Origin of the sequence: Virgisporangium aliadipatigenens (assembly GCF_016863615.1) — a bacterium.
Taxonomy (GTDB): Bacteria; Actinomycetota; Actinomycetes; order Mycobacteriales; family Micromonosporaceae; genus Virgisporangium; species Virgisporangium aliadipatigenens.
The window spans coordinates 52290-78506 of the sequence record NZ_BOPF01000031.1; the positions used below are offsets into that span (position 1 = coordinate 52290).

The following is a 26217-nucleotide window of genomic DNA, read 5'->3' on the forward strand; positions in this document are numbered from 1 at the left end:
CGCGCGGGGCGGCTACAGGTCGGGCACGTTCAGGGTGATGCGGCCGGCCGCGCTGGGCCAGGCGGGGACCGTGAAGAGGTGGGTGCCGCCGGCCGCCCGCGAGGTCACCGACACCGTCACCGTGCCGCCGGACGGGATGTACACGTCGGCCGCCGAGATGAAGGTCTCGTCGAAGTCCGGGATCGCCCGGGTCAGGTCGGTGCGGCCGTCGACGCCCTGGTCGTGCACGAACAGGCCGATGACGCGCTTGTCCCGCGGTGCCGTGACGGCGTTCAGGATCTGCGTGCCGTTGACGCTCAGCGCGTCACCGGTCGCGCCCTGGTCGCCCCACCACTCCTTGTACCGCGTGATCGACAGCGCGCTGTGGTTCGGCCCGACGGGGACCCGGGCGCCGAGGCCCTCGCCGGGGCGGTTCGTCAGCAGGCGGACGAGCCGGTCGGTGCGCTGGAACGGCGCGAAGTACTGGTGCTGCACCTGTCCCGAGCCCTGGTCGATCGCGAACTCGTAGCGCGCCGTCGGACTCGCCGCGATCGGCCCGAACGCGCCGTCCGCGCCGACCGTGAAGCTCGTCAGGAGCGCCGTGCGCGAGCCCGTCGCCGGGGAGACCTCGTGGACGTCGACGCGCATGCCGGACGCGGGGGCGTTCGAGGGGAAGAGGGAGACCCGGCCGGAGAGCTGGATCGTCCCCGCGGCCGGGACCACCGACGTGGTCGCGGGGGCGGAGCCCGTCAGGAACCGGAACATCTGCGTGAAGCTCTGCGTCGAGGTGACCGTCTGGGTGTGCGACTGGTCGGACTGGTAGACGTTGGTGGCGCCGAGGATCCGCCGCGCCGTCGAGCCCTCGCCCCAGATCGCGAGCGTGGAGACGCCTCCGGGCCGGCTGAGCGCCGTCGAGCCGTCCAGGTTGACGTAGTGGGCCACCTTTGCCGCGCGGGAACGGGTACGCAGGAAGCTCTGGCTCAGAAAGGTGCCGAGCGAGTGGGCGACCAGGTCGACCTGCGTGACGCCGGCGAGCGCACGGAGCCGGTCGATCGCCCGTTCGACGGCGTCGAGCACCTCGCTGCTGCTCGCACCGGCGAACGTGGAGTCGTAGTCGACGCCGTCGATCCACTCGGCCGGGTAGCCGTTGCCGGCGAAGCGCTTGGCCTGCGTCTCGAACTGGGCGGCGGAGCCGGCGGCGCCGTGCACGAACAGCACCGGGCGGGGTGCGGCGGCCCACGCGGCCCGGGTGCCCGTGGCGGCCACGGCGGCCGCGGCGGCAGCGGCGCCGGTGGACAGGAGAAGGGTTCGTCTGCGCATGGGGGTGGGTCCCTTCGCATCGCGGGGGGTGAATATCGCACTGGGAGTGCAATATTTCCCCCGCGGGCCGCCGCGCGTCGAGGGCCCGCGGCGATCCTGAGACCCCGGTGTCAGGCCGGGCCGATGAGTTCGGCGACGTGGCGCGCCGACAGCAGCACCATCGGCAGCCCGCCGCCCGGGTGCACCGAGCCGCCGACGAGGAAGACGCCCGGTGCCGGGCCCCGGTTCGGCGGGCGGAGCAGGCTTCCGGCGGTGCCGTAGATCGTGCCGCCCGGGGCGTTCGTGGCGCGCGCCAGATCGGCGGGCGTGCGCACCTCGCGGAACGCCACCCGCTCCCGCACGTCCACCCCGCGCGCCGCGAGCACGTCCAGCACACGGTCGGCGTAGCGCTCGGCCGTGCCCGGCACCGTCCAGTCCACAGTGGACTGTGGGGCGGCGTTCACGAGCACGAACCAGCCCTCGTGCCCGGCCGGGCGCACCGCGTCGTCGTCCGGCGCGGTCACGAAGACCGTCGGGTCGGCCGCCGGGCGCGGCCGGCGGGTGGGCGTTCCGAACACCGCGTCGAACTCGGCGTCGTAGTCGTGCGGGAAGAAGACGTTGTGGTGCGCCAGGCCCGGCGTCGTCCCGCGCACACCCATCAGCAGCACGAACCCGGCCAGGCTGCGGTCGTTCAGGCGGGCCAGCCGGCTCGGGGTGGGCAGGAGGTCGCGGTACACGTGCGTGGCGTCGGCGTTCGCGACGACGGCGTCGGTCGGGATCCGCACGCCGTCGGCCACGAGCGGGCGGATGCCGGTCACCGACACTCCCGTGTGGACGGTCACGCCGGCCGCCTCCGCCCTGGCCAGCAACGCGTCGGCGATGCGGCCCAGACCGCCCGGCACGTACCAGCCGCCGTAGTGGAGTTCGGCGTAGGCGATCGCGACCAGGGCGGCGGGTGCGCGGCGCGGGTCCGCGCCGGCGTACGTGGCGTAGCGGTCCAGCAGCATGCGCAGGCGCGGGTCGCGCAGCATCCGCCGGCCGAGCCCGCGCAGTGTGCCGCCGGGCGCCACGGCGAGCAGGTCGGGCAGCCGCCAACCCTGCCGGGCGATGGAGAGCGGGGACTCCAGCGGAACGCTCAGCACGTGGCGCCAGGAGGACTCCCAGACGCGTGCGGCGCGGCGCCACAGGCGTTGCCAGTCCTCGGCCGCACTTCTTCCGAACGCGTCGCCGATCCGTTCGGCGAAGCCGTCGCCGGAGTCGAGCACGGAGCCGTCCGGGAAGCGGTGGCGCACGATCGGGTCGAGGCGGCGCAGTTCCAGTTCGGGCAGGAGATCGGCGAAGACGTGCGGCAGTGTCACGAGGCTCGGGCCGGTGTCGAAGAGAAACCCGTCCCGCGCGAAGCGCCCGAGCTTCCCGCCGACGGTGGGCGCCTGTTCGAACACGGTCACGCGGTGCCCGAGCCCCGCCAACCTGACGGCGGCGGCCAACCCCCCGACCCCCGCCCCGACAACGGCGATCCTCATGCCACCCCCATGATCGGTACTTTTGGCGCCAGGGTGATCCGTGGTGTCACCGGCGTGCCAAAGGTACCGATCATGGCGCCGTCACCGGGCGGCCCTTCCAGCGGATCCGGCCGCGTCGGCGGAAGCTGCGCCACACCAGCCAGGCGAAGATCAGCACGGACAGCGGGTGCCCCAGCGCGTCCGGCCACGCCCGGCCGCCCGTCGCGCGGGCCGACACCACCCGGCCGGCCACCCCGGACAGGTAGCCGCCGAGCCCGATCAGGCCCGCCGCCGGGCCGAACGCCCAGCCGCCCAACGGCACCACGAACAGCAAAGCCAGCAGGGCCACCACGGCGGCGGCACCCAGCGCCGACCCGAACGACGCCCACAGCGACTTCGTGTAGCCGTCGACCAGTTCGGGCCAGGTGGCGTACATGCGGCAGGACGCCAGGCGCGAGCCGTCCGCGAGGGCGATGCGGCCGCCGGAACGCTTGACCGCGCGGGCCAGTTCGACGTCCTCCAGCACCCGGTCCCGCACCGCCGCGTGCCCGCCCGCGCGGAAGTAGGCGTCGCGGCGCACCACGAGGAACTGGCCGCCGGCCGCCGCGAGCGAGGGGCGGCGGGAGCGTTCCATCGCGCGCAGCGGCAGGAACGCCAGCCACGACCACTGCAGCAGCGGCTGCGCGAGGCGTTGCCCCCACCCGTCGGCGAGGATCCGCGGGTAGGGGCTCACCAGGTCGAACCCGTCCAGCAGGCCGACCGACGCCGTGATCGCGTCCGGCGCCAGCACCACGTCGGCGTCCACGAACGCCAGCACCTCGGCCCCGCCCGCCGCCTCGGCCAGCCGCTGGCAGGCGTACGGCTTGCCGAGCCAGCCGGGCGGCAGCGCGTCGGCGGCGAGCAGCAGCCGCACCCGATCGCCGGCTAGCGCGTGCACCAGTTGGGCCGTGCCGTCGGTGGAACCGTCGTCGAGCACCACGATCTCCGGCTTGCCCTCGAGCTCCAGCAGTGCGCGCAGGCACGGCTCGACGCGGTGCGCCTCGTTCCGCAGCGGCAGCAGAACGGCCACGTCGGCCGGTGTGTCCACTGTGGACGGTCTGGGTGCGGGGCGGCGCAGCAGCGACGAATTCACGACGATGTGCACTGTAACCGCGACGCTCAGTAGAGAAATCACCGTCACGAACGCCACAGTCGCCACCCCAGCGGAACGGCCACGAGCCCCATCACGACCCCGCCCCACAGCGCCGAACCGGGCAGGTCGAGGAAGACCGCGTGCGCCAGCACACTCGACGCGTACGTCCAGAGGTAGAGCGCGTACATCGGCCGGTCATCGGACTCCGTGGGCGGGACGCGGGCGAGGAAGGCCATCATCAGCACCGCGACGACGAGCCAGCCCAGGTAGTTCCCCACCGGGATGCCCGGTACACCGGGGAGTGCGGGGGAGGGGTCCGCCCACGTCCAGTACCCCTCGGCGACCATCTGCGGATCCAGGAACACGTCCCACGCCGCCAACCCGAATCCGGCCAGGGGGACCCGCAGGAAGCCGGCGACCAGCCGGCCGGCGACCAGCCATGCCGGCCAGGCCATCCAGGTCCACGCCAGCGGGATCACCCAGGAGACGCCGCCCGGTCGTGGCCCGAGCGCGCCGGAGTACCCGTAGCAGCCGAACGGCACGCAGGTCGCCACGCCCAGCGCCTCCACCGCGAAGCCGCCGCCGGTGGTGACCGCCACGAGAAGAGCGGCCGTGCGCCAACCGCGCGTGCGCCACGCGTGCGTGACGCTGAGCGCGAACCCGAGCAGCACCGTCGCCACCACGAGCGGATCCCGGTCGGGAACCAGCGGATAGGCGATCTCCACGAGGACGAGCGCCCCGAGGAGGGCCCAACTCATAGGGGCAGCTGTCGACCGAGGACCGCGAACGGGCGTTCGTCGCCGGGGAAGTTGAAGTGGCGCAGGATGTCGACGAAGCCGAAGCGCCGGTACAGCCGCCACGCGCGGGACTTCGACTCGTCGGCCTCCGGCGTCGACAGCACGACGGTGCGGTGCGGAATGTCCTCCAGCAGCGACGACAGCTGCCGCGCGCCGAGCCCGCGCCCCTGAGCGTCGGGCTTGACGTGCAGCTCGACCAGCTCGAAGCAGTCCGACAGCCACCACTTGCGCAGGTCCCGGCCGAGCGCGCCGGCCACCTGGTCGTGCCACCACTGGCCGGGCGTCGAACGGTAGCCGTAGCCGAAGCCGAGCAGCTGGTCGTCGCCGTCGCGCAGGGTGGCCACGGCGCGGAAGTCCGGCCGGTGGGTGTGCGCGGCCACGTAGCCCTTGCGGGTGTCGATCAGGTCGCGCGGGTAGCCCATCGCCTCGCCGTAGACGGTGATGGCCTCGTCGAGGTGGCGCATCAGGTCGCGCGGCTGCCAGGCGACGAGCCGCATTCCCGCACCGAGTCCCACCCGCGTCACCTCCAGCCGAGCACCTCGCGTGCTCCCACCACGTCGAGCACGGCCAGGCGGGCGAACAACGACTCCGCGTACCACCGCCGGACCTGAGTCTCGGCGACGACGTTGGCGTGCTCGGCCGTACGGTACGCGAATCGCGAGACGTCCGCCGCGTCGGCCCAGATACTCACGGTGCCCTGGAAACCCAGCGGCGCCTCGCCGACACCCAGCGTGGCGAGCAGGCCGGGCGCATCCCTGAGCGTCGCGGCGACCGGCCCGATGGCGCGCCAGAAGGGAATCGCGCGCGTCGGGCGCAGGCGGGCCCGGGTCAGGACCAGGATCGGGCCGCCGTCGGGCTTTTTCGCCGGCCGGCCGAAAGGTTCATGACCGGACCATCGGCCGTGGCTGGTGAGCGGGTCGAGCAGTAGCCGGCAGTGCGCCGCCGCCAGGCGGTCGACGGCCGCGTGCGGGCGCGGTTCGCCGTTCCACACCGTGATCGCCGCCCACCGGCCGAGGTCCGCCGACCGCGGACCGAAACCGGATCCCCGCCCCGTCCCCAGCATTTTCATGAAGGGAACGTCATGAGCCCGGCGCACGGCCGCCGGCCCCGTGGCCACCCGCCACAGCATCGCCGGGAGCACACGGGGCCGCAGCCGCCAGACGTCGAGCGTGACCTGCAAGGGTCAGGCCACCTCGGCCGTCGTGCCGGCGGTGATGCGCACGAGTTCGGGGTAGGTCACGGGGAAGACGGACTGGGGCACGCCACCGGCCGTCCACAGCACCGGGAACGTCTCCAGATGGGAGTCGACGATGGTGCGCACCGGTTTGGGGTGGCCCAGCGGCGCGACCCCGCCGATGGCCTGGCCGGTGTGCGTGCGGACGAAGTCGGGCGCGGCCCGTTTGACCTTCGCCACCCCGGCGAGGGCGGCGAGTTTCGTGGTGTCGGCGCGGTGTGCGCCGGAGGTGAGGACGAGCAAGGGTTCACCGTCGGCGTCGAAGATGAGCGAGTTCGCTATCTGCCCGACCTCCACCCCGAGCGCCGCGGCGGCGGCGACCGCCGTGCTCACGGCGGCGGGGAGGATCCGGACCCGGGACGGCCGGCCGTCGACGGTGCGGGCACCGGCGGCGTCGAGCGCGTCCTGAACGGCCAGAACATTGGGGTGGTCCTGCATGGGCACAATCCTGCCCCCTGCGCGCGTCACGTGACGGCTGTGGTGACGGGTGTATCCCTTCGCGCCGTCTCCGCGAGCACGACGCCCGCCAGGATGAGCACCCCGCCCGCGAGCTGAACGGGCGGCAGCGCCTCGTCCAGCGCCACCCACGCGACGGCCGACGCGATCACCACCTCGAGCATCGAGAGAATGCTGACGCTGGTAGCGGGAAGGTGACGCAGCGCAGCGGTGAGGATGAAGTAGGGCACGGTCGTCCCGAGGAACACCACGTACAGCGTGAGCAGGAGGGTCCGGCTCTCGCGGAAGTGCGCCACCGGGAAGTCCCACCAGGGCCGCACGACGGCACCCGCGATCGCCGCCACGATGAACGCCCACGCGGTCAGGCTCAACGGGTCGCGCCGCGCGGTGCCGTGCGCCCCGAGCACGAACCACGCCGCGAGCAGCACCGCCGCGGCGATCGACGCGGCCGTGCCGACGAGGTCCAGGTCGGGCCGCCCCCACACCCGCGCCACGCAGGCCAGCCCGCCGACGGCGAGGGCCAGCCCCACCCACAGGCGCGGGCGCACCTCCCTGCCCTGCGCGAACCGCGCCCACAGCGCCACGAACACCGGCGCCATGTACTCCAGCAGCAGCGCGATCCCGACCGACATGCGGCTGATCGCGATCAGGTAGAGCAGCGGCACCAGGAAGAACCCGGCCAGCCCGTAGCAGGCGAGCATCGGCGCCTCCCGGCGGGTGATCCGCATGCTGCGCGGCCGCACGGCGAGCGCGGCCCCGCCGAGTGCCAGGGCGGTGCCGCCGGCCCGCAGGGTGGCGACCTGTGCGGCGTCGACCCCGGTCTGCTGGAGCAGTTTGGCCATCGTGCCGTTCACGGCGAACAGGCTCGCGGAGCAAATGATCATCGCGATGCCGAGCGAGGGCCGGGGAGTCACGACCGGATCGTAGCGATGCCCCTTACCGGCCGAACGCGTGGAGATCCATAGTACGGGCGTTCGAGTCTGCGTTGCGTTTTTGTCGTACCGGGGGTGTAGTCTTATGCGTGTTCGAACGATTGTTCGAACACCTTGGAGGGAAGCGATTCGCGGCGCCGACCTTCGAGGATGCGGTTCGCGGCCGCAGGCCGGATTTTCGCGGGTCCGGTCGACAAGCGGGACCCTTGCCCGCCTCCCCCGACCCCCGGGCGGCGGGCGAGGGTCTGGCCGGCCGGGCGTGGTGTGGGGAAGCTCCGCTCCCGGCCGGCACGCCGCGGGGCGCTTCGAGTGGCAACGCAGGACGGCAGTGCAGGCAAGACGGCGGTTCAGGCAATACAGGGGAGAGATGATGGCGACCAGGCGCTCCGGTGCACCTCTGACGGCCGTACCCACCCCACCGACCTCCGGCTCCGGCCGGTTCCCCGCGGGCGGCCCGGCCGCCGCTCCCGGCGTCTCCGCACGCCAGGAGCTGCCCGTTCCGGCGCACGCGCTGCCCCAGCGCACCCCGCGCGAGCTGCTCACCATGGCCCGGCGCGGGTTGGAGGAGGCGGCGGCGATGCGCCCCGACGGGCTGCGGTACGCCACCGCGCACCTCTCCGCGCTGCGGGCCGCCGCGGCCGTGCTCGCCGCCCGCGCCACCCCCGCGCCCGGCGTCCGGCGCAGCCGGCCCACCAGCGTGTGGACGCTGCTCGTGATGGTCGCGCCGGAGCTGCGCGAGTGGGCCGCGTTCTTCTCGGCCACCGCCGGCAAGCGCGCCGCCGCCGAGGCCGGCATCCCCCGCGTGGTGACCGCCCGGGAGGCCGACGACCTGATGCGCTCCGCCGAGCAGTTCATCGCCGTGGTCGAGGTCGGGCTCGGGTTCTCGTACCAGCCCTATCTGGAGGGGCTCGCCGCGAGCTAGTTCGTTCAGCACAGATCCACGGCGGGACCGCGAGAGCAGGGCGCGATGGGGGGCAGTGCCGCGTCGATGCGGGTCGTCCGGGAGGCGGGCCTCACCGGCCTGGTCCGCCCGGGCAGCGCGCACACGACCGACGAGCTGGGCAGTCAGCGGCAGTTGCCGGTGCTGCCCGAGCTGCGTCCCCTGCTGCCCGGCGGCGGGCTGCGCCGGGGGACCACCGTCGGGATCTCCACCTCCTCCACCGCCCCCTCCGCCGCCGGGCCCATCGGCGGTGCCGCCGCGCGGGCGGGCGCGGGGGTCCGGCCGCAGCGGGCCGTGGCCGGGCTCCCGGTGGCGACCTCCGTGCTGCTGGCGCTGCTCGTCGAGGCGTCGCGGGCCGGTTCGTGGTGTGCCGTCGTGGGCCTGCCGACCCTCGGCGTGGCGGCCGCCGCCGAGCTGGGCATCGCGCTGGACCGGCTGGCGCTCGTGGCGCATCCCGGTGCCGAGTGGCCGACCGTGGTGGCGGCGCTGCTGGACGGGTTCGACGTGGTGGCGGTGGCGGCTCCGGCCGGTGTCACGCCGGCGGTCGCGAGCCGGCTGGCCGCCCGGGCACGGCAGCGCGGCGGGGTGCTGGTGCCGTTCGGGCCGTGGCACGGGGCCGACCTGACGCTGGAGGCCGCCGACCCGGTGTGGCACGGGATCGAGGACGGTCACGGGCGGCTGCGCGGCCGGCAGGTCAGCATCACCGCCCGCGGGCGGGGTGCGTCGGCGGCGCCCCGGCTCACCCACCTGTGGCTGCCGCGCCCCACGGGTGTGCTCGCCGACCTCGGGCCGATGGGGGAGATCGCGTCGCCGATCGAGCTGGACGCCCGCCGGCCGGTTCCCGGCGCCGAGCCGCCGGGTGTGTCCACTGTGGACAGTGATTCCACTGTGGACGGTGCGACGGTGCACGAGCTCCGGCCACGGGCGGCCGGATGAGCGTGCGGACGCTGGCGATCTGGTGTCCGGACTGGCCGGTGATCGCGTTCGAGCTGACCGAGGGTGTGCCGGCCACCGGCCCCGTGGCCGTCCTGCGCAACAACCGGGTGCTCGCGTGTTCGCCGGCCGCGCGGGCCGAAGGGGTGCGCCGCGGGCTGCGCAAGCGGGAGGTGCAGGGGCGCTGCCCGCAGGTCGTCGTGGTGGAGCACGACCCGGGGCGGGACGCGCGGGCGTTCGAGCCGGTGGTGGCGGCCGTCTCCGAGCTGGTGCCGAGCGTCGAGGTGGTGCGCTCCGGCGTGTGCGCGGTCGCGGCCCGCGGGCCGGCGCGGTACTACGGCGGGGAGGAGCCCGCGGCCGAACGGCTCGTCGAGCACATCGCCCAGGCCTGCGGGGTCGAGGCGCAGATCGGGATCGCCGACGGGGTGTTCGCCGCGGTGCTGGCCGCGCGGGCGGGGCGGCTGGTCGAGCCGGGTGGCACCGCCGCCTACCTGTCCGGGCTCGACGTGGCCGCCACGGGACGGCCCGCGCTCGTCGAGCTGTTGCGCCGGCTGGGCGTCCGCACGCTCGGCGACTTCGCGGCGCTGCCGGCGGCCGACGTGCTGGCCCGGTTCGGGTTCGACGGCGCGCTGGCGCACCGGCTGGCGGCCGGGCTGGACGATCACCCCCTGCGCCCCGAACGCCTCCCGCCCGACCTCGACGTCGCCGACGACTTCACCGACGAGCCGCTCGACCGGGTCGACTCCGCCGCGTTCGCCGCCCGCGCGCTGGCCGAACGCCTCCACGCCACGCTCGCCGGCCACGGCCTCGCCTGCACCCGCCTGGGCATCGAGGCGCGCACCGAGGCCGGCGAGGAACTGCACCGCGTGTGGCGGCACGACGGGCTGCTCACGGCGGCCGCCATCGCCGACCGCGTGCGCTGGCAGCTGGACGGCTGGCTCACGAATCGCCACCGCCCGGCCCCGGGCGCACCCGCCACGAGCGGCGGGCCGACCGCCGGGATCACGCGGCTGCGGCTCATCCCGGACGGGATCGTCCCCGCCGGTGGGCTCCAGCTCGGCCTGTGGGGCGACGCGGGAGAAAACCGCGACCGCGCCGACCGCGCCATGACCCGCGTCCAGGGGCTGCTCGGCCCGGACGCGGTGCGGGTGGGCGTGCCGAGCGGCGGCCGCGATCCGGGGGAGCGGGTCACGCTCGTGCCGTGGGGCGACGAGCCGGTCCCCGAACGCCCCGCCGAGCCCCCGTGGCCCGGCCGCATCCCGGCGCCCGCACCGGCGACGGTCTTTCCCGACCCGCTGCCGGCGGCCGTGTACGACGACGGCGGCGTGGCCGTCGCGGTCAGCGGCCGGCTGGCGGTCAGCGCACCGCCGGCGCAGCTGCGGATCGGGGCGGACCCGCCGGTGGCCGTGGCCGGATGGGCCGGCCCGTGGCCGATCGACGAACGCTGGTGGGCGCCGGCGGAGGCGCAGCGGGCGGCGCGGTTCCAGTTCGTGCTGGCGGACGGGCGGGCGGTGCTGGCGGTGCTGGCCCGGGGGAACTGGTCGGTGACGGCGGTGTACGACTGATGGGGTTCGAGAATCCGGACATCCCGTGGGACCGGTTCGAGCGGATGCTGTCCGGGAAGCCGCTCGTCGAGGACCCGTTGGTGGCCGACGGCGGGGACTCACCGGCGTTCTCCCGGAAACGGCCGGGGTACCGCGCGCCGGAGGCGATCGACCGCCCGGACGACCCGGTGCCCTACGCGGAACTGCACTGCCACACCAACTTCAGCTTTCTCGACGGCGCCAGCCACCCGGAGGAGCTGGCCGAGCAGGCCGCCGCGCTCGGCCTCTCCGCGCTGGCCGTCACCGACCACGACGGCATGTACGGCGTGGTCCGCTTCAACGAGGCGGCCCGGGAGCTGGGCCTGCCGACGGTCTTCGGCGCGGAGCTGTCGCTCGGCCTGCCCGGCCCGCAGAACGGCGAACCCGACCCGGTCGGCCGGCACCTGCTGCTGCTGGCGCGCGGGGCCGACGGGTACGCCCGGCTGTCGCGCGGCATCGCCGACGCCCACCTCAAAGGCAAGGAGAAGGGAAAGCCGGTCTACAACGAGGACTTCCTCAGCGCGACCCTGCGCGACCACGTCGTCGTGCTGACCGGCTGTCGCAAGGGCGCGGTGCCCGCCGCCCTGGCGCGGGACGGCTGGGACGCCGCCGGGCGCGAACTGGACCGGCTGGTGTGGCTCTTCGGCGCCGACTCGGTGGTGGTCGAACTGACCGCGCACGGCAACCCGGACGACGACGAACGCAACGACGCCCTCGCGTTGCTGGCCAGGCAGAAGGGCCTGCCGACGGTCGTCACCGGCAACGTGCACTACGCGACGCCGGCCCGGCGGCGACTGGCGACCGCGCTGGCCGCCGTCCGGGCCCGGCGCAGCCTCGACGAGATCGACGGGTGGCTGCCCGCGGCGGCCGGCGCGTACCTGCGCAGCGGCGCGGAGATGGCGGCCCGGTTCGCCGCGTACCCGGGGGCGGTGGCGCGGGCCCACGCGCTGGGCCGGGAGCTGGCGTTCGACCTGCAACTGCTGGCGCCGCAGTTGCCGCCGTTCGAGCGGCCGGGGTACACCGAGATGAGCTGGCTGCGCCACCTGACGATGACCGGCGCGCGGCGCAGATACGGCACGCGGGAGGAGAACCCTGAGGCGTACAAGATGATCGAGCACGAGCTGCGCATGATCGACAAGCTCGGCTTCCCCGGCTACTTCCTCGTCGTGCACGACATCGTGACGTTCTGCAAGGAGCAGGGCATCTACTGCCAGGGGCGCGGTTCGGCGGCGAACTCCGCGGTCTGCTACGCGCTCGGCATCACCAACGTCGACGCGGTGCGGTGGGGCCTGCTCTTCGAGCGCTTCCTCTCACCCGAACGCGACGGGCCGCCCGACATCGACGTCGACATCGAGTCCGACCGGCGCGAAGAGGTCATCCAGCACGTCTTCACCAAGTACGGCCGCCGGCACACCGCCCAGGTCGCGAACGTCATCTCGTACCGCCCGCGCTCGGCCGTGCGCGACATCGCGAAGGCGTTCGGGTACTCGCCGGGGCAGCAGGACGCGTGGAGCAAACAGATCGACCGCTGGGGATACCAGGCGACCGCGGAGACCGAGGACATTCCGGCGCACATCATCGCGTTCGCGAACGAGCTGCAGACGTTCCCGCGGCACCTGGGGATCCACTCCGGCGGCATGGTCATCTGCGACCGGCCGGTCGTCGACGTCTGCCCGGTGGAGTGGGCCCGGATGCCCGGCCGCACCGTGCTCCAGTGGGACAAGGACGACTGCGCGAGCGTCGGGCTGGTCAAGTTCGACCTGCTGGGGCTGGGGATGCTGTCGGCGCTGCACTACGCGTTCGACATGGTGGAGTGCGAGTACACCATCGAGACGATGCCCCTGGAGGACCAGGAGGTGTACGCGATGCTGTGCGCCGCCGACTCGGTGGGCGTCTTCCAGGTGGAGAGCCGGGCGCAGATGGCGACGCTGCCCCGGCTGAAGCCGACGAAGTTCTACGACCTGGTGATCGAGGTCGCGCTGATCCGGCCGGGGCCGATCCAGGGCGGCTCCGTGCACCCCTACATCCGGCGCAAGAACGGGCTCGAGGAGATCAGGTACCCGCACAAGAAGTTGGAGCCGTCGCTCAAGAAGACCCTGGGCGTGCCGCTGTTCCAGGAGCAGCTGATGCAGATGGCGATCGACGTGGCCGGGTTCAGCCCCGCCGAGTCGGACGAACTGCGCCGCGCGATGGGCTCGAAGCGTTCGATGGCGAAGATGGGGCGCATCCGCGACCGCCTCTACGCGGGCATGGCCGAGAACGGCATCACCGGCGACCTCGCCGACGACCTGTTCAACAAGCTCGCCGCCTTCGCCAACTACGGCTTCCCGGAGAGCCACGCGATGAGCTTCGCCTACCTGGTGTTCGCGTCGGCGTGGCTGAAGCGGTACCACCCGGCGGCGTTCTGCGCGGCGCTCCTCAACGCCCAGCCGATGGGCTTCTACTCGACACAGTCCCTTGTGGACGATGCCCGCCGGCACGGCGTGACGGTGCGCCGCCCCGACGTCAACGCCAGCAACGCCATGGCCGTGCTGGAGCCGCCCGTGGAGCCCGGCGGCGCGCGCAACGGAGCGGGGGAGCCGGCCCAGCACTGGGGGATCGGCGGGCCGGTGGTGCGGCTGGGGCTCCGCTCCGTGCGTTCCCTCTCGGATGCGGTCGCCGACCGGATCGAAGCGGAGCGGAACGACGGCGGCCCCTATCGGGACATGGCGGACCTCGCGCGGCGCGCGGACCTGACCGCGACGCACCTGGAGGCGCTCGCCACGGCCGACGCCTTCGCCTGTTTCGGGCTCACCCGGCGGGAGGCGCTGTGGGGCGCCGGCGCCGCCGCGCAGGAGAAGGCGGGCCGGCTGCCCGGCACGGCCACCGGCGTCGAGGCGCCGACGCTGCCCGGCATGGATCCGGTCGAACGGATGCGCGCCGACGTGTGGGCGACCGGCCTGGCGCCCGACGCGCACCCGGTGCAGTTCGTCCGGGAACACCTCACGTCCGGCGGAATCCTGCCCATCGAACGATTGCACGAGATCGAGCACGGCAGGCGGGTCTTCGTCGGCGGGATCATCACGCACCGGCAGCGGCCGGCGACGGCTGGCGGCATCACGTTCATGAACCTGGAGGACGAGACCGGCATGCTCAACGTCACCTGCTCACCGGGGCTGTGGCAGCGGCACCGGCGGGTCGCGCGGCTGTCCAACGCGATGGTGGTGCGCGGCATATTGGAGAAGGTCGAGGGGGTGCTCAACCTTCGCGCCGACCATCTGGCGCCGCTGAATCTCCCGACGCGTACATCTTCCCGTGACTTCCGGTGACCCCTTTGCGTTGTCCCGCCGCTCTACCCTTGCCGTTACACAACGGGGAGGTGGTCGGTGACGGTCATGACGAGGCCCGCGCCGTCCGGCCGATTGCGCATCGCGGCCGGACGCACACCCGGACAGTTGTTCCTGGCACTCGTCGCCGTCGCGGCCATGGTGCTGCTCAGCGGCATCGTGGTCGCCGTCGCGGCCGGCCAGCGCAGCACCCTCGCCGACGAGGTGGCCACCGAGGACGGGCCGGCGGCCGACCGCGCGCTGCGCCTGTACCGGGCGCTGTCGGACGCGGACGCGACCGTCGCGGCGGCGTTCCTGGCGACCGGGGTGGAGCCGCCGGCCCTGCGCACCCGCTACGACGACGACATCGCCACCGCCTCGGCGGCGCTGCGCAGGGCGGCGGCCGACGGCGGCGGTGGGCCGCAGGTCGAGGTGCTCACCGCGCAGCTGCCCGTCTACACCGGACTGGTCGAGAAGGCCCGTGCCTACCAGCGGCAGCAGTTGCCGCTCGGGGCCGCGTACCTGCGCGAGGCGTCCGGGCTGATGCGCGACACGCTGCTGCCGGCGGCGTTCGAGCTGTCCCGGGAGCGGCGCGCCGAGCTCGGCGCCGACCGTTCCGCGGCCGGTGCCACCCAGGAGTGGGGCCTGATCGTGCTGGTCGTCACGCTCGGCCTGCTGCTGTTCGTGCAGCGGCGGCTGTTCCGGCGCACCAACCGGGTGTTCAACCGGGGGCTGGTGGCGGCGACCCTCGCGGTGCTGCTCACCGGCGGCCTCCTCGTGGGTGGCGACATCGCCGCGTCCGGCGACCTGTCGGCCAGCCACGCGCGGGGGTCGTTCCCCGGTTCGGTGCTGGCGCAGGCGCAGGTGGTGGCGCTGCAGGCGCGGGCCGACGAGGCGCTGGCGCTGGTGGCGCGCGGGAGCGGGCAGGAGTTCGAGAAGGACTACAACAGCCGGATGGCCGAACTGGTCGGCGAGGACGGCAAGAGCGGGCTGCTCGGCCGGGCGGCGCCGGTGCTGGCCGCGGCGGATCGTTCCAGCGCCGACGGGCGGGTGCTCGCCGATGCCGCGCGGGCCGCCCGCGACTGGTGGGAGGCGCACCGCAGGATGCGCGCCGCCGAGGACGAGGGGGACTACGCCCAGGCCGTTCGCCTCGCCGTCGGGACCGATCCCGGCACCGCCACGGAACACTTCACCCGGCTCGACGAGATGCTGGGCCAGTTGTTGGAGAACGCGCAGCGCCGCTTCGGCCGGGAGGCCGCGGGGGCGGATGTGCCGTGGCGGTTCGTGGCGGTCGGCGCGATGCTGCTGGCCCTGCTCGGGGCGGCGGGTGCCGCGGCCGGGCTCCAGCAGCGGATCGGAGAATATCGATGAGGCGAACGCTGTCGATGGTCCTGATCGCCCTGCTCGGGCTGACCGCGTGCGGTGGCGGGGAGCCGGCACCGGAGCCGGCCGTGAAGGCGCGCCTGCCGATGCCGGTCGGCGCGCACGACCCGGCGCCCCGGCCCTCCGCGGCGGCGCCCGCACCGGGCGGCTGCGACCCGCGGGCCAGCCTGCGCCCCGAGGGTGCCCTGCCCGCCGCGGGCGCCATGCCGGCCGGCTCCACGATGGACACGATCCTCAAGCGGGGCCGGCTCATCGTCGCCAGCGACCAGAACAACTACCTCTTCGGGTTCCGCGACCCCGGGTCGTACCAGCTCGTCGGGTTCGACGTGGAGATCGCCAGAGAGGTGGCCCGGGCCATCTTCGGCGACCCGGACCGCGTGCAGTACATCTCCGTTCCCTCGGCGGAACGTCTCAACGCCGTCGCGCAGGGCCGCGCCGACATCGCCGCCGCCTCGATCACCATCACCTGCCAGCGCCGGCAGCAGGTGGAGTTCTCCTCGGACTACTTCACGGGTGCGCAGAAGGTGTTGGTGCGCAAGGGCTCCGGCTACACCGGGATGGACTCCCTCCGCGGGAAGAAGGTCTGCGCCGTCACCGACACCACCTCGATCCGCACCGTGTTCGAGCATCCGGCACAGCCGCTCGCGGTGTCGGCCACGTCGTGGACGGACTGCCTCGTGCTGCTCCAGCAGGGCCAGGTGGACGCGATCTCCACGGACGACAACATCCTCGTGGGGCTGGTGGCGCAGGACCCGCACGTGGAGATCGTCGGGCCGGCGCTCACCGACGAGCCGCACGGGCTGGCGATGCCGCTGGACAAGCCGGACTTCACGCGCTTCGTCAACCAGGTCCTCGAACGGATGCGGGCGGACGGAACGTGGACGGGCATCTACCGTCGATGGATGGGCGCCTACGAGCCGGTGCTGAACCAGAAGTCCACCCCGCCGCAAGCTCGGTACCGATGACGGCGCCGAACGTCGACCCGATGGTCGACGCGTACGACCAGTTGGCCGTGCGCATGTACGACCTGGACGCGCACCCCGGCCTGACGCTGTGCCGTTCGCCGCTGGTGGCCGGTGTGACGGCCGAGCGGTGGCGGGCGCTGGAGCCGGAGCTGCCGCGCCTGTGGACGGCGTTCACGCACCTCGGGGTGCTGGTGACCCGGGCGCGGGACCTGCGCGGGCCGGGCCGTCCCCGGCCGGCGGCCCAGGCGGAGCTGACCGCCCTGCTGGCCAAGGCGCTCGTCGGGCTGGACGACGACGGGGTGCCGGTGCCGGAGACCGGCACGCCGACGCTGTTCTGCACGGTGCCGGAGCTGCTGGAGCTGGTGCAGGCGCGCTACCGGGGACTCACCCAGTTCCTGTCCACTGTGGACGCCGAGGCCGTCGCGAAGACCGAACGGGTCAACGCGCTGCAGGAGCGGATCCTCCGGCTGCGGCAGCCGATCACCGAGTTCGGCGAGACCGAGGCGTGGCGGCGGGCGCTCGCGCTGCTCGGTGACGTTCACGCGAAAGTGGCCGCGGACCCGCTCGGCGCGGAGGTGACCGCCGACCTCGAGTCGGTCGGCGCCGTCCTGGACGCCGAGGAGCGGCGGGTCTCGGGACTGGGGGCCGTGCGGGACGGTTTTCCGGAACGCCTCGGGCGACTGCACGGCGCCCTCGACGAACTCGTCGAGGCGGAACGCCGGGCCGCCGCCGCCGGGCGCACGGCGCGGGAGAAGACGCTGGCCCAGGGGCTGCCCGAGCCGCCGGCCCGGGCCGACGAGCTGCGCGCCGAGATCACCCACCTGGACCGCCTGGCGGCCGGCCAGAGCTGGGAGCGGCTCGCGGCCGGCCTGGACCGGGTCGAACGCGAGGTCGTCGCCGCGCACGACGCGGCGCTGCACCACACGACCGCGGCGCAGGGCCTGCTCGACCGGCGCGAGGAACTGCGCGGCCGGCTGCGCGCCTACGAGGTGAAGGCGGCGCGGGTCGGCGCGGCCGAGGAGCCCGCGGTCGTGGAGGTCCACACCCAGGTGCGGGAACTGCTGAGCGTGCGGCCGTGCGACCTGGCCGCCGCCACCCGGGCCCTCGCCCGCTATCAGCAGGTGCTCGCCGACAGCGAACGGAGACGGGGGAGCGTGCGGTGAACGACAAGTGCCAGGAGCCGGACTGCACCGGTACCTACGCGGCCGACGGGTTCTGCGACGAGTGCGGCGCCCAGCGTTCCGCCGCGCCCGCCGTCCTGTCCGCGTCCACCCAACCGGCGACCTCGTCGAGCCGGGCCTCGCAGCGGACCGGGACCTCGTCATCGAGATCCACCGGCCGGCGCACCGCGCGCGGCGGCCTCGGCGCCGGCATGGTCGACGTGCCGCCGGTCCCGTTGCGCGACCCGGCGAGCGCCGTCATGGCCCACCCCGAGGTCCCGGAGAAGCGCCGCTTCTGCGGCCGCTGCGAGAGCCCGGTCGGCCGTTCCCGCGATGGCAAGCCGGGCCGCACCGAGGGCTTCTGTCCGAGCTGCCGCACCCCGTTCTCGTTCGAACCGCGGCTCAAGGGCGGCGACCGCGTCGGCGGCCGGTACGAGGTGCTCGGCTGCCTGGCGCACGGCGGGCTCGGTTGGATCTACCTGGCCCGCGACACCAACGTCAGCGACACCGTCGCCGACCGCTGGGTGGTGCTCAAGGGCCTGATCGACACCGGCGACCCGGACGCCGCGCTGGCCGCCATCGCCGAACGCCGCTTCCTCGTCAGCGTCAGCCACCCGAACATCGTCACCATCCACGACCTCGTCGAGCACCCCGATCCGAAGACGGGCGTGCCGGTCAGCTACATCGTGATGGAGTACATCGGCGGGCGTTCGCTGCGCGACGTGGCGCTCGATCACCGCCGTGCCGCCGGCGGGCCGCTGCCGCTGCCCCAGGTGCTGGCGTACGCGCTGGAGGTCCTGCCGGCGCTGGGCTACCTGCACGGGCGCGACCTCATCTACTGCGACTTCAAGCCGGACAACGTGATCCAGGCCGAGGAACAGCTGAAGCTGATCGACCTCGGCGGGGTGCGCCGCGCCGACGACCAGGAGAGCGCGATCTACGGCACCCCCGGCTACAAGGCGCCGGAGATCGGTGTGGAGGCGCCGGACGTCTCGACCGACCTGTACACCGTGGGCCGTTCGATGGCGGTGCTGAGCTTCGACTTCTCCGGCTTCACGAGCACCTACGAGTACTCGTTGCCGCCGGTGTCGGCCGTGCCGCTGTTCGCGCAGGAGGAGTCGTACCACCGGCTGCTGCGGCGCACGACGCACAGCGATCCCGCACGCCGGTTCGGCTCGGCGGCCGACCTCGTCGACCAGGTGACCGGTGTGCTGCGGGAGGTGCTCTCGGCCGCCGACGGGCAGGCGCGGGCGGCGCTGTCGACGTACTTCACGCCGGAACGGCGCACGTTCGGCACCGACGACCCGTCCGACGGCGACGCGTCGGGGGTGCCGATCGACCTGGGCGCCGGAGCGCTGCTGCCCTCGCCCGAGCCGGCCTCGCTGCTGGCGGCGTTGCCGCTGCCGCTGCCGGACCCGGGTGATCCGAGCACGCCGCTGCTGGCCGCGTTGGTGGGCGCGGAGCCGGCCGACGTGGTGCGCGCGCTGGGCGACCAGGACCTGCCGGGCATCTCGGCGAAGCTGGCGCTGGCACTGGCGCGCACGGAGGCCGGCGACCCGGCGACGGCGCGGGCCGAACTGGACGCGCTGGACCCGCTGGAGTGGCGGGTGCCGTACTACCGCGGGCTGATCGCGCTGGCCGCCCGGGACATCGCGGCGGCGGTGCGGGAGTTCGACGCGGTGTACGACGCGGTGCCCGGCGAACCGGCCGTGCGGCTGGCCCTCGGCGTCGCCGTCGAGCTGGCCGGCGACGCCGGTGCGGCCGCCCGCCGCTACGAACGGGTCTGGCGGGTGGACCGCTCGTTCGTCAGCGCGGCGTTCGGGCTGGCGCGGGCGCGGGTCGCCCTGGGCCAACGAACGCTCGCACTGTCCACTTTGGACGAGGTGCCGGAGAATTCGAGCCACCGGGTCGCGGCACAACTGGCCGCCGTGCGGATCGAACTGTCCGGTGGCGACACGGTCGCCGCGGGGCGGCGTCTTGCGGCCGTGCGGCTGGACCCGTACAACCGGGCGCGGTGGCAGGTGGCCCTGCTCCAGTCCACATTGGACAAGAAGCCGCGGGCCGATCGGGAGGTGCGGGTGGCGCTGGAGAAGGCGTATCGGGAGTTCGCCGCGCAGGTGCAGGACCGGCCGGCCAGGATCGAACTGGTGGACCGCGCCAACGCCGTTCGGCCCCGGACGTGGGTATGAGCGCGTGTGTGGCCTGTCGGGCCGAGCTCGGTCCCGGCGATCGGTTCTGTGAGGCCTGCGGGAGGGCGGTCGACGCACCGTCCACTGTGGAGAGTCTGCTGACCACCGAGGCACCCGACCAGCCCTGCCCGGACTGCCGGGAGACCGCGCCGCCCGACGGGTACGGGTACTGCCCGCACTGCGGGGCCCGCCGCGTCGTCGTCGCGGCCAGCGCCGAACTCGACCTCGGCACCGTCGCCGGCGTCACCGACGTGGGCCGCCGCCGCGCCGCCAACGAGGACGCGCTCGCCATCGCCCGGGCCCCGGGCGTCTCCGCCGCCGTCGTCTGCGACGGCATCTCCACCGCCACCCGCGCCGACGTCGCCTCCGGCTCCGCCGTGCGCGCCGCGATCACGAGCATCATGGAGAACGGCGCCGGCCACGCCCCGGAGGCGGCGCTGCTGCAGGCGGCCACCCGCGCCGGTGCGGCGGCCACGGCGCGGGCCGCCGGCGAGTTGGCCCCGAACCCGCCGTCCTGCACGCTCGTCGCCGGCATCGTGACGGCCGGTTCGGTGGCCGTGGCGTGGCTCGGCGACAGCCGCGCGTACTGGTTGCCCGTTCGGGGGGAGCCGCGGTGTGTGACCGTCGACGACTCGCTCGCCGGGCAGCTCGGCGCGGCGGGTGTGCCCGTCTCGGGCGCGGATCCGCGCTCGCGCGCGCTGCTGCGCTGGATCGGTGCCGACGCACCGGCCGGACCCGCGCACACGGCGGTCTTCTCTCCCGAGGGCCCCGGCACGCTCGTGCTCTGCTCCGACGGGCTGTCCCACTACTTCGACGCGGCAGGCGAACTGGCGGCGGCCGTTCCGGCCGGTGACCCGTCCGCGGTGGCGCGCACCCTGGTCGACCTGGCCAACGCGCGGGGCGGCCACGACAACGTGACGGTGGCGGTGCTGCCGTTCCCTATCCCGGAGGAGGGAGGCAACGATGAGTGACTTCACCGTTGAGGCCGACTGGAGTCCGCACCTCGCCGTCGACGGGGGCGTGGTCGACATCATCGTGACCGTGACGAGCAGCGCCGGCGGCGCCCCTGCCGCACAGGGCGCGGCACCGAGCGTGGCACAGGTGATCATGGTCGACTGCTCCGGTTCCATGGCCGGGCGGGAGATCGAGGAGGCCAAGCGCGCCACGAACGCCGCCATCGACGCGCTCCGCGACGGCGTCAGGTTCGCGGTCATCGCCGGGACCGAGCGGGCGCAGGCGGCGTTCCCGGTCAACCAGACGCTCGTCCCGGCGAACGACCGCACGCGCCGCGAGGCGAAGCAGGCCGTCCGCACGATGCGGGCCGGCGGCGGCACGGCGATCGGCCAGTGGCTCACCCTGGCCCGGCACCTGTTCCAGGCCGACCCGGCGGAGATCCGGCACGCGATCCTGCTCACCGACGGCGCGAACGGCGAAGCCCGCGGCACCCTCGCCCGCGTGCTCGAGGAGTGCGCCGGCGCGTTCGTGTGCGACAGCCGCGGCGTCGGCTCCGGCTGGGTCGCCACCGAACTGCGCGCCATCGCCTCGGCGCTGCTCGGCACGGCCGACGCGCTCGCCGACTCGGGTGACCTGGCCACGGAGTTCCGTTCGATGATCGAGGCGCAGATGGGCAAGGTCGTGGCCGACGTGGGCCTGCGGCTGTGGACCCCGGCCGGAGCGGACGTGCGCGCGGTCAAGCAGGTGTTCCCGGAGGTGGTCGACCTGACGACCCGCCGCACCGAGGTGAACGCCCGCTCCGGCGACTACCCGCTCGGCGCCTGGGGCGCGGAGAGCCGCGACTACCACGTGAGCCTCTCGGTGCCGGGCGCCAAGCCGTTGGAGACCCGGGCGGTGCTGCGGGCCGGCGTGGTCGCCCGCGACGGCACCCCGCTCGCCGAACAGAAGCTCGTGACGGCCACCTGGACCGAGGACATCGAACAGTCCACCAAGGTGAACCCGCGCGTGGCGCAGTACCTCGGCCAGACCGAGCTGGACGAGGCGATCCAGGAGGCCGTCGCGGCGCGCAAGGCCGGCGACACGGAACGGGCCACGGCGAAGTTCGGCCGGGCGGCCAAACTGGCGCACGAGACCGGGCGCGTCGGCACGCTCAAGCTCATCGAGAAGGCGGTCGAGGTCGTCGACGCCCCGTCCGGCACGGTGAAGCTGCGCACGACGGGAGGCGTCTCGCGCGACGAGGAGATGCTGGAGGCCCGGTCGCAGAAGACCGCGCGGGTGGGTCGCGGGACGAAGGAGAGCTGATGGTGCGCTGTCCCGAGGGACACGAGTCGGAGACCGCGGACTTCTGCGACGTCTGCGGCGCACAGATCGGCGCGGCCGTCCCGGCGGCCGCCGCTGTTCCGTCCGCAGCGGCCGGTCCGGCGTCGGCGTCGGCGTCGGCGTCGGACGAGCGGTGCCCGTTGTGCGGGACGCCGCGGGACGGGCGGTTCTGTGAGAACGACGGCTACGACTTCCTGCTGCGCGCGGGCGGCGCGGTGGAGACCCCGGGCCCGCCGGCGGGCGGACCCGATGTACCTGACGGGCCCGGCGGCCCGGGCCTGCACGAACCGCACGCTCCGTCCACAGTGGACGGTACGGGCACCGGCAGCGGCGGCGGCAACAACGGCGACAGCGGCTGGCGCCTCATCGTCACCGCCGACGCCGAACACCACCGCCGGATGGTCGCCCTGGCCGGCCCGGAGGAGACCGCCGGCTACCCGTTCCCGGCGTTCCTGCCGGCGCGGACGTTCGCCGTCGGGGGCGCGCAGACGCTGATCGGGCGGCGCAGCCGGTCCCGTGGGCTCAACCCGGAGGTGGACCTGTCCGGGCCGCCGGAGGATCCGGGCGTGTCGCACGCGCAGGCCATGGTGCTGGTGCAGCCGGACGGGTCGGTGGCCGTCGTGGACCTCGACTCGTCCAACGGCACCTACGTCAACGGCGCCATCGAGGCGATCCCGCCGATGACCCCGGTGCCGCTGTCGGCCGGTGATCGCATTCACGTCGGGCTCTGGACCACGCTCACGCTCACCGACGGGTGAACGGATCGGTTACACGCCTGTGGCGTGCCTCATTCGGGACGCGTCCTCGTTCGGTGACGCCGGATGGTTGATCGATAACCTCCCGGCCGGTCGCAAACAGCGACTGCCAAGTTGCGCAACGAAGCGTCCGTTGGCCGCCACCACCGGCGAGCGGGCGCGCGCCCTCACGAACAGGACGTGCACGTGCGTAAGAGCAGAATCGCCCTCACCCTCGCGGCGGTGGCGGCGGCCCTCGTCACCGCCACCCCGCAGGCCGCCGTCGCGGCACCCGACCCGCTGCCCACGGCGATCGTCGCTACGTTCGACGTCGTCGGGGAGACGTTCCGGGTCGAGTTCGACGACCCGAACGAGATCGAGAAGGTCTACGCGGCGGCCGCGGCCAAGGACGGCGAGCAGTATCCCTTCCCGATCGGGACCATCGACTGGAGCGGTCCCGGTGTGAACACCGGCTACCCGTGGCACCTCAAGGACGCCACCATGGTCGACTGGGCCATCGAATGGTGCGACGGCCGCCCGAGCATGGTCGTTGCCGGTGTGTGGGGCCCGCCCACCTACTGCCCCTGGGGCGCCAAGGTCGTGCAGATCGAGGCGGTGAACCCCAGGATCGCGGCGGTGGACCCGGTGGTCGCCACGTTCGACGTGCGGGGTCAGGCGCTCCGCGTGCAGTTCACCGACCCGAACGCGATCGCCGACCTGTACGACGTCGAGGCGGGCCGGGCCAGCATGTTCCCGATGGGTCGGATCGTCTGGGGCGAGACCCAGGTGAACCTCGGCTACGCGTGGCACCTCGCGGACGCCGTCATGGTGGAGGCGGCCGCCGAGGTGTGCGACGGCCGCCCCAGTGACATCGTCGAGGGCAAGTGGAAGCCGGCCAACTTCTGCCCGTGGAGCGCGAAGCTCACGCACATCACGAAGGGGTAAGCGTCACCTCCACCCGCACCGTCGCGCCGGCCGGCGCGAGCGGGACCAGGGTGCCCTCGACCCGGGTGCCGTCGACCACGAGATGGTCGGCGCGCCCGGGTCCGTTCGGTTGGCGCACCTCGATCTCGTACGTCGCGCCGCGGAACCGTCGGGTCGCCGTGAAGCCGTCCCAGTCGCCGGGGATCACCGGGTCGATCCGCAGGCCGTCGAAGTCGGCGCGCAGCCCCAGGATCCACTGGCTGATGGCGGCGAAGTTCCACGCGGCGGTGCCGGTGAGCCAGGAGTTCTTCGCCTCGCCGTGGGTGGGCGCGTCCTTGCCGGCGATCATCTGCGCGTAGACGTACGGCTCGCAGCGGTGCACCTCGCTGATGTCCTCGCGGGCCGAGGGATTGATCCGGCGGTAGTAGTCGTACGCAGCGTCGCCGTTGCCCCGCATCGCCTCCGCGATCATGATCCACGGGTTGGTGTGGCAGAAGATGCCGGCGTTCTCCTTGTAGCCCGGCGGGTAGGTGGAGATCTCACCCAGTTCGACGTGGTAGGAGGAGTAGGCGGGCTGCTGGAGCACGATGCCGTGCGGGGTGGCGAGGCGTTCGGCGACGCTGTCCAGCGCCCGCGCGGCGGTGCCGTCACCCAGGCCCACGCCGGCGAGCACGCACATGCCCTGCGGTTCGATGAAGATCTGGCCCTCGGCGTTCTCGCTGGAGCCGATGACCGTCCCGAAGTAGTCGTACGCCCGGCGGAACCAGGCGCCGTCCCAGCCGTGCTCGGCGATCGTGCCGGTCATCTTCTCGGCGTTCTGTCGATAGGACTCCGCCTCGTCCGCGAACCCGCACCCGGCCGCGATCTCGGCCAGTTCCTTGGCGGCGAGCACGAACAGCCCGGCGATGAAGACGGACTCGGCGACCCCACCCTCGCGGTTGCCCGTCGTCTGGAACGACTCGCCCGGCTCCTCGGAGAAGCAGTTGAGGTTGAGGCAGTCGTTCCAGTCGGCGCGGCCGATCAGCGGCAGCCCGTGCGGGCCGAGGCGGTCCAGCGTGTACGAGACCGAACGGCGCAGGTGCTCGTACAGCGACACCTCGCTGCCCGGCTTGTTGTCGAACGGCACGGCCTCGTCGAGGATCGCCTTGTCGCCGGTCTCCTTCAGGTAGGCGGCCACGCCGAGCACCAGCCACAGCGGGTCGTCGTTGAAGCCGCCGCCGATGTCGTTGTTCCCCCGCTTGGTGAGCGGCTGGTACTGGTGGTACGCCCCGCCGGTGTCGAGCTGGGTGGCGGCGATGTCGAGGATCCGTTCCTTCGCCCGTTCCGGGATCATGTGCACGAACCCGAGCAGATCCTGGTTGGAGTCGCGGAAGCCCATGCCGCGCCCGATGCCGGACTCGTAGCCCGACGCCGATCGGCTCATGTTGAACGTGACCATGCACTGGTAGGCGTTCCAGATGTTGACCATGCGGTCGGTGTCGGCGTCGGGCGTGCGCACGGTCACCGTGTCGAGCAGCTTCGTCCAGTGGTCGCGAAGCGCTTCGAAGCCGCGTTCCACGGTGTCGCCGTCCAACCAGCGCTCGATGACCGGCCGCACCAGTCGCTTGTTGACCGTCTGCGAGCCGGGCGGGTCGAACTTCGCGTCGCGCGGGTTCTCCCAGTACCCCAGCAGGAAAACGATCTCCTTGGTCTCACCGGCGGCCAATGAAATCTTCACGTGGTGGCTGCCGTGCGGCGCCCAGCCGTTGGCGATCGAGTCGCTCGCCCGGCCGCGTTCGACGGCGATCGGGGTCTCCCAGCCGCGGTACGGCCCGAGGAACGCGTCGCGGTCGGTGTCGAACCCGGCCAGCGGCTCCGAGCAGGCGAAGTACGCGAAGTGGTCGCGCCGTTCGCGGTACTCGGTCTTGTGGTAGATGACCCCGTCGACGACCTCGACCTGGCCGGTGGAGAAGTTGCGCTGGAAGTTGGTGGTGTCGTCCTGCGCGTCCCAGAGGCAGAACTCCACCGACGAGAACAGGCTCAGCTCGGCCCGGTTGTGCCGCCGGTTGGTGACCCGCACCCGCCACACCTCGAGCGTCTCGCCGAGCGGCACGTAGTAGAGCGTCTCGGCGTGGATGCCCCGGTAGGTGGAGCTGATCTGCGTGTAGGAGAGCCCGTGGCGGGCCTCGTAGGAGTCGAGTTCGGTGCGGGTCGGCTGCCACGACGGCGACCAGTACCGGCCGTCGCTGTCGTCGCGCAGGTAGACGTACCGTCCGCCGAGGTCGCGGGGCGCGTTGTTGTAGCGGTATCGGGTGAGCCGGCGCAGCTTCGCGTCGCGGTAGAACGAGTAGCCGCCCCCGGTGTTGGACACGATTCCGAAGTAGGAGTCGGTGCCCAGGTAGTTGATCCACGGCAGGGGAGTGTCGGGGCGGTCTATGACGTACTCGCGACGATCATCGTCAAAGTGTCCGAAGCGCACAGAAAACTCCCTAGGCCGACGGTGAGGAAAGGCTCCCG

21 protein-coding genes are annotated in these 26217 nt (G+C 73.4%); 12 read left to right on the forward strand and 9 right to left on the reverse strand.

Going from position 1 to position 26217, the window contains the following annotated elements; genetic code table 11:
* Positions 1–12: 12 nt before the first annotated feature.
* The 8 genes from Val02_RS33645 to Val02_RS33680 form a co-directional block, all read right to left on the reverse strand.
* Complete coding sequence (locus tag Val02_RS33645) at positions 13–1299, reverse strand: alpha/beta fold hydrolase (RefSeq protein WP_203903310.1); 1287 nt, start codon at positions 1297–1299, stop codon at positions 13–15.
* A gap of 110 nt (positions 1300–1409) precedes the next feature.
* Positions 1410–2801, reverse strand: coding sequence for a phytoene desaturase family protein (locus Val02_RS33650; RefSeq protein WP_203903311.1), 1392 nt, complete (start codon positions 2799–2801; stop codon positions 1410–1412).
* 70 nt (positions 2802–2871) lie between these two features.
* Positions 2872–3954, reverse strand: coding sequence for a glycosyltransferase family 2 protein (locus Val02_RS33655; protein ID WP_203903377.1), 1083 nt, complete (start codon positions 3952–3954; stop codon positions 2872–2874).
* Positions 3955–3956: 2 nt separating this feature from the next.
* Positions 3957–4670 carry a carotenoid biosynthesis protein gene (locus tag Val02_RS33660; protein ID WP_203903312.1) on the reverse strand — a complete coding sequence of 238 codons (714 nt, stop codon included), beginning with the start codon at positions 4668–4670 and terminating at the stop codon, positions 3957–3959.
* A complete protein-coding gene (locus tag Val02_RS33665) occupies positions 4667–5206 on the reverse strand; it encodes a GNAT family N-acetyltransferase (RefSeq protein WP_203903378.1) in 540 nt (179 codons plus the stop codon). Before Val02_RS33665 ends, Val02_RS33660 begins: the two co-directional genes overlap by 4 nt.
* A 23-nt stretch (positions 5207–5229) precedes the next feature.
* On the reverse strand, positions 5230–5838 hold the full coding sequence (locus Val02_RS33670; RefSeq protein ID WP_239153544.1) for a monooxygenase: 609 nt from the start codon (positions 5836–5838) through the stop codon (positions 5230–5232).
* Between the two features lie 54 nt (positions 5839–5892).
* Positions 5893–6381 (reverse strand): YbaK/EbsC family protein, encoded by a 489-nt coding sequence (locus Val02_RS33675; protein WP_203903314.1) that lies wholly within the window; start codon positions 6379–6381, stop codon positions 5893–5895.
* Positions 6382–6407: 26 nt separating this feature from the next.
* Complete coding sequence (locus tag Val02_RS33680) at positions 6408–7313, reverse strand: EamA family transporter (RefSeq protein WP_203903315.1); 906 nt, start codon at positions 7311–7313, stop codon at positions 6408–6410.
* A gap of 388 nt (positions 7314–7701) precedes the next feature.
* Between Val02_RS33680 and Val02_RS33685 the strand changes: the two genes are divergently transcribed.
* From Val02_RS33685 to Val02_RS33740, 12 genes are all read left to right on the forward strand, one after another.
* Positions 7702–8253 (forward strand): SAV_6107 family HEPN domain-containing protein, encoded by a 552-nt coding sequence (locus Val02_RS33685; protein ID WP_203903379.1) that lies wholly within the window; start codon positions 7702–7704, stop codon positions 8251–8253.
* A 45-nt stretch (positions 8254–8298) separates the two neighbouring features.
* Complete coding sequence (imuA', locus tag Val02_RS33690; protein ID WP_203903316.1) at positions 8299–9207, forward strand: DnaE2-dependent mutagenesis accessory factor ImuA'; 909 nt, start codon at positions 8299–8301, stop codon at positions 9205–9207.
* Complete coding sequence (locus Val02_RS33695) at positions 9204–10769, forward strand: DNA polymerase Y family protein (protein WP_203903317.1); 1566 nt, start codon at positions 9204–9206, stop codon at positions 10767–10769. Before imuA' ends, Val02_RS33695 begins: the two co-directional genes overlap by 4 nt.
* Positions 10769–14095: an error-prone DNA polymerase gene (locus Val02_RS33700; protein ID WP_203903318.1), complete on the forward strand. Its 3327-nt coding sequence runs from the start codon at positions 10769–10771 to the stop codon at positions 14093–14095. The genes Val02_RS33695 and Val02_RS33700 overlap by 1 nt, the downstream gene beginning before the upstream one ends.
* Positions 14096–14161: 66 nt before the next feature.
* Complete coding sequence (locus Val02_RS33705; RefSeq protein ID WP_203903319.1) at positions 14162–15463, forward strand: GlnX family signal transduction membrane protein; 1302 nt, start codon at positions 14162–14164, stop codon at positions 15461–15463.
* A complete protein-coding gene (locus Val02_RS33710; RefSeq protein ID WP_203903320.1) occupies positions 15460–16440 on the forward strand; it encodes a glutamate ABC transporter substrate-binding protein in 981 nt (326 codons plus the stop codon). The genes Val02_RS33705 and Val02_RS33710 overlap by 4 nt, the downstream gene beginning before the upstream one ends.
* Positions 16437–17603, forward strand: a complete 1167-nt coding sequence (locus Val02_RS33715; protein ID WP_203903321.1) for a hypothetical protein — start codon at positions 16437–16439, stop codon at positions 17601–17603. The genes Val02_RS33710 and Val02_RS33715 overlap by 4 nt, the downstream gene beginning before the upstream one ends.
* Positions 17600–19789 carry a serine/threonine-protein kinase gene (locus tag Val02_RS33720; RefSeq protein WP_239153536.1) on the forward strand — a complete coding sequence of 730 codons (2190 nt, stop codon included), beginning with the start codon at positions 17600–17602 and terminating at the stop codon, positions 19787–19789. The genes Val02_RS33715 and Val02_RS33720 overlap by 4 nt, the downstream gene beginning before the upstream one ends.
* An 86-nt stretch (positions 19790–19875) precedes the next feature.
* Positions 19876–20760, forward strand: a complete 885-nt coding sequence (locus Val02_RS33725) for a protein phosphatase 2C domain-containing protein (protein WP_373317984.1) — start codon at positions 19876–19878, stop codon at positions 20758–20760.
* Positions 20753–22045, forward strand: coding sequence for a VWA domain-containing protein (locus tag Val02_RS33730; RefSeq protein ID WP_203903323.1), 1293 nt, complete (start codon positions 20753–20755; stop codon positions 22043–22045). Before Val02_RS33725 ends, Val02_RS33730 begins: the two co-directional genes overlap by 8 nt.
* A complete protein-coding gene (locus Val02_RS33735) occupies positions 22045–22821 on the forward strand; it encodes an FHA domain-containing protein (protein ID WP_203903324.1) in 777 nt (258 codons plus the stop codon). The genes Val02_RS33730 and Val02_RS33735 overlap by 1 nt, the downstream gene beginning before the upstream one ends.
* Positions 22822–23004: 183 nt before the next feature.
* A complete protein-coding gene (locus Val02_RS33740; protein ID WP_203903325.1) occupies positions 23005–23742 on the forward strand; it encodes a BP74-related protein in 738 nt (245 codons plus the stop codon).
* Here the strand turns inward: Val02_RS33740 and Val02_RS33745 are convergent.
* The gene (locus Val02_RS33745; RefSeq protein WP_203903326.1) at positions 23729–26179 is read right to left on the reverse strand and encodes a glycoside hydrolase family 94 protein; all 2451 of its coding nucleotides are present in this window, start codon (positions 26177–26179) and stop codon (positions 23729–23731) included. The two genes, Val02_RS33740 and Val02_RS33745, sit on opposite strands and share 14 nt — an antisense overlap.
* Positions 26180–26217 lie beyond the last annotated feature (38 nt).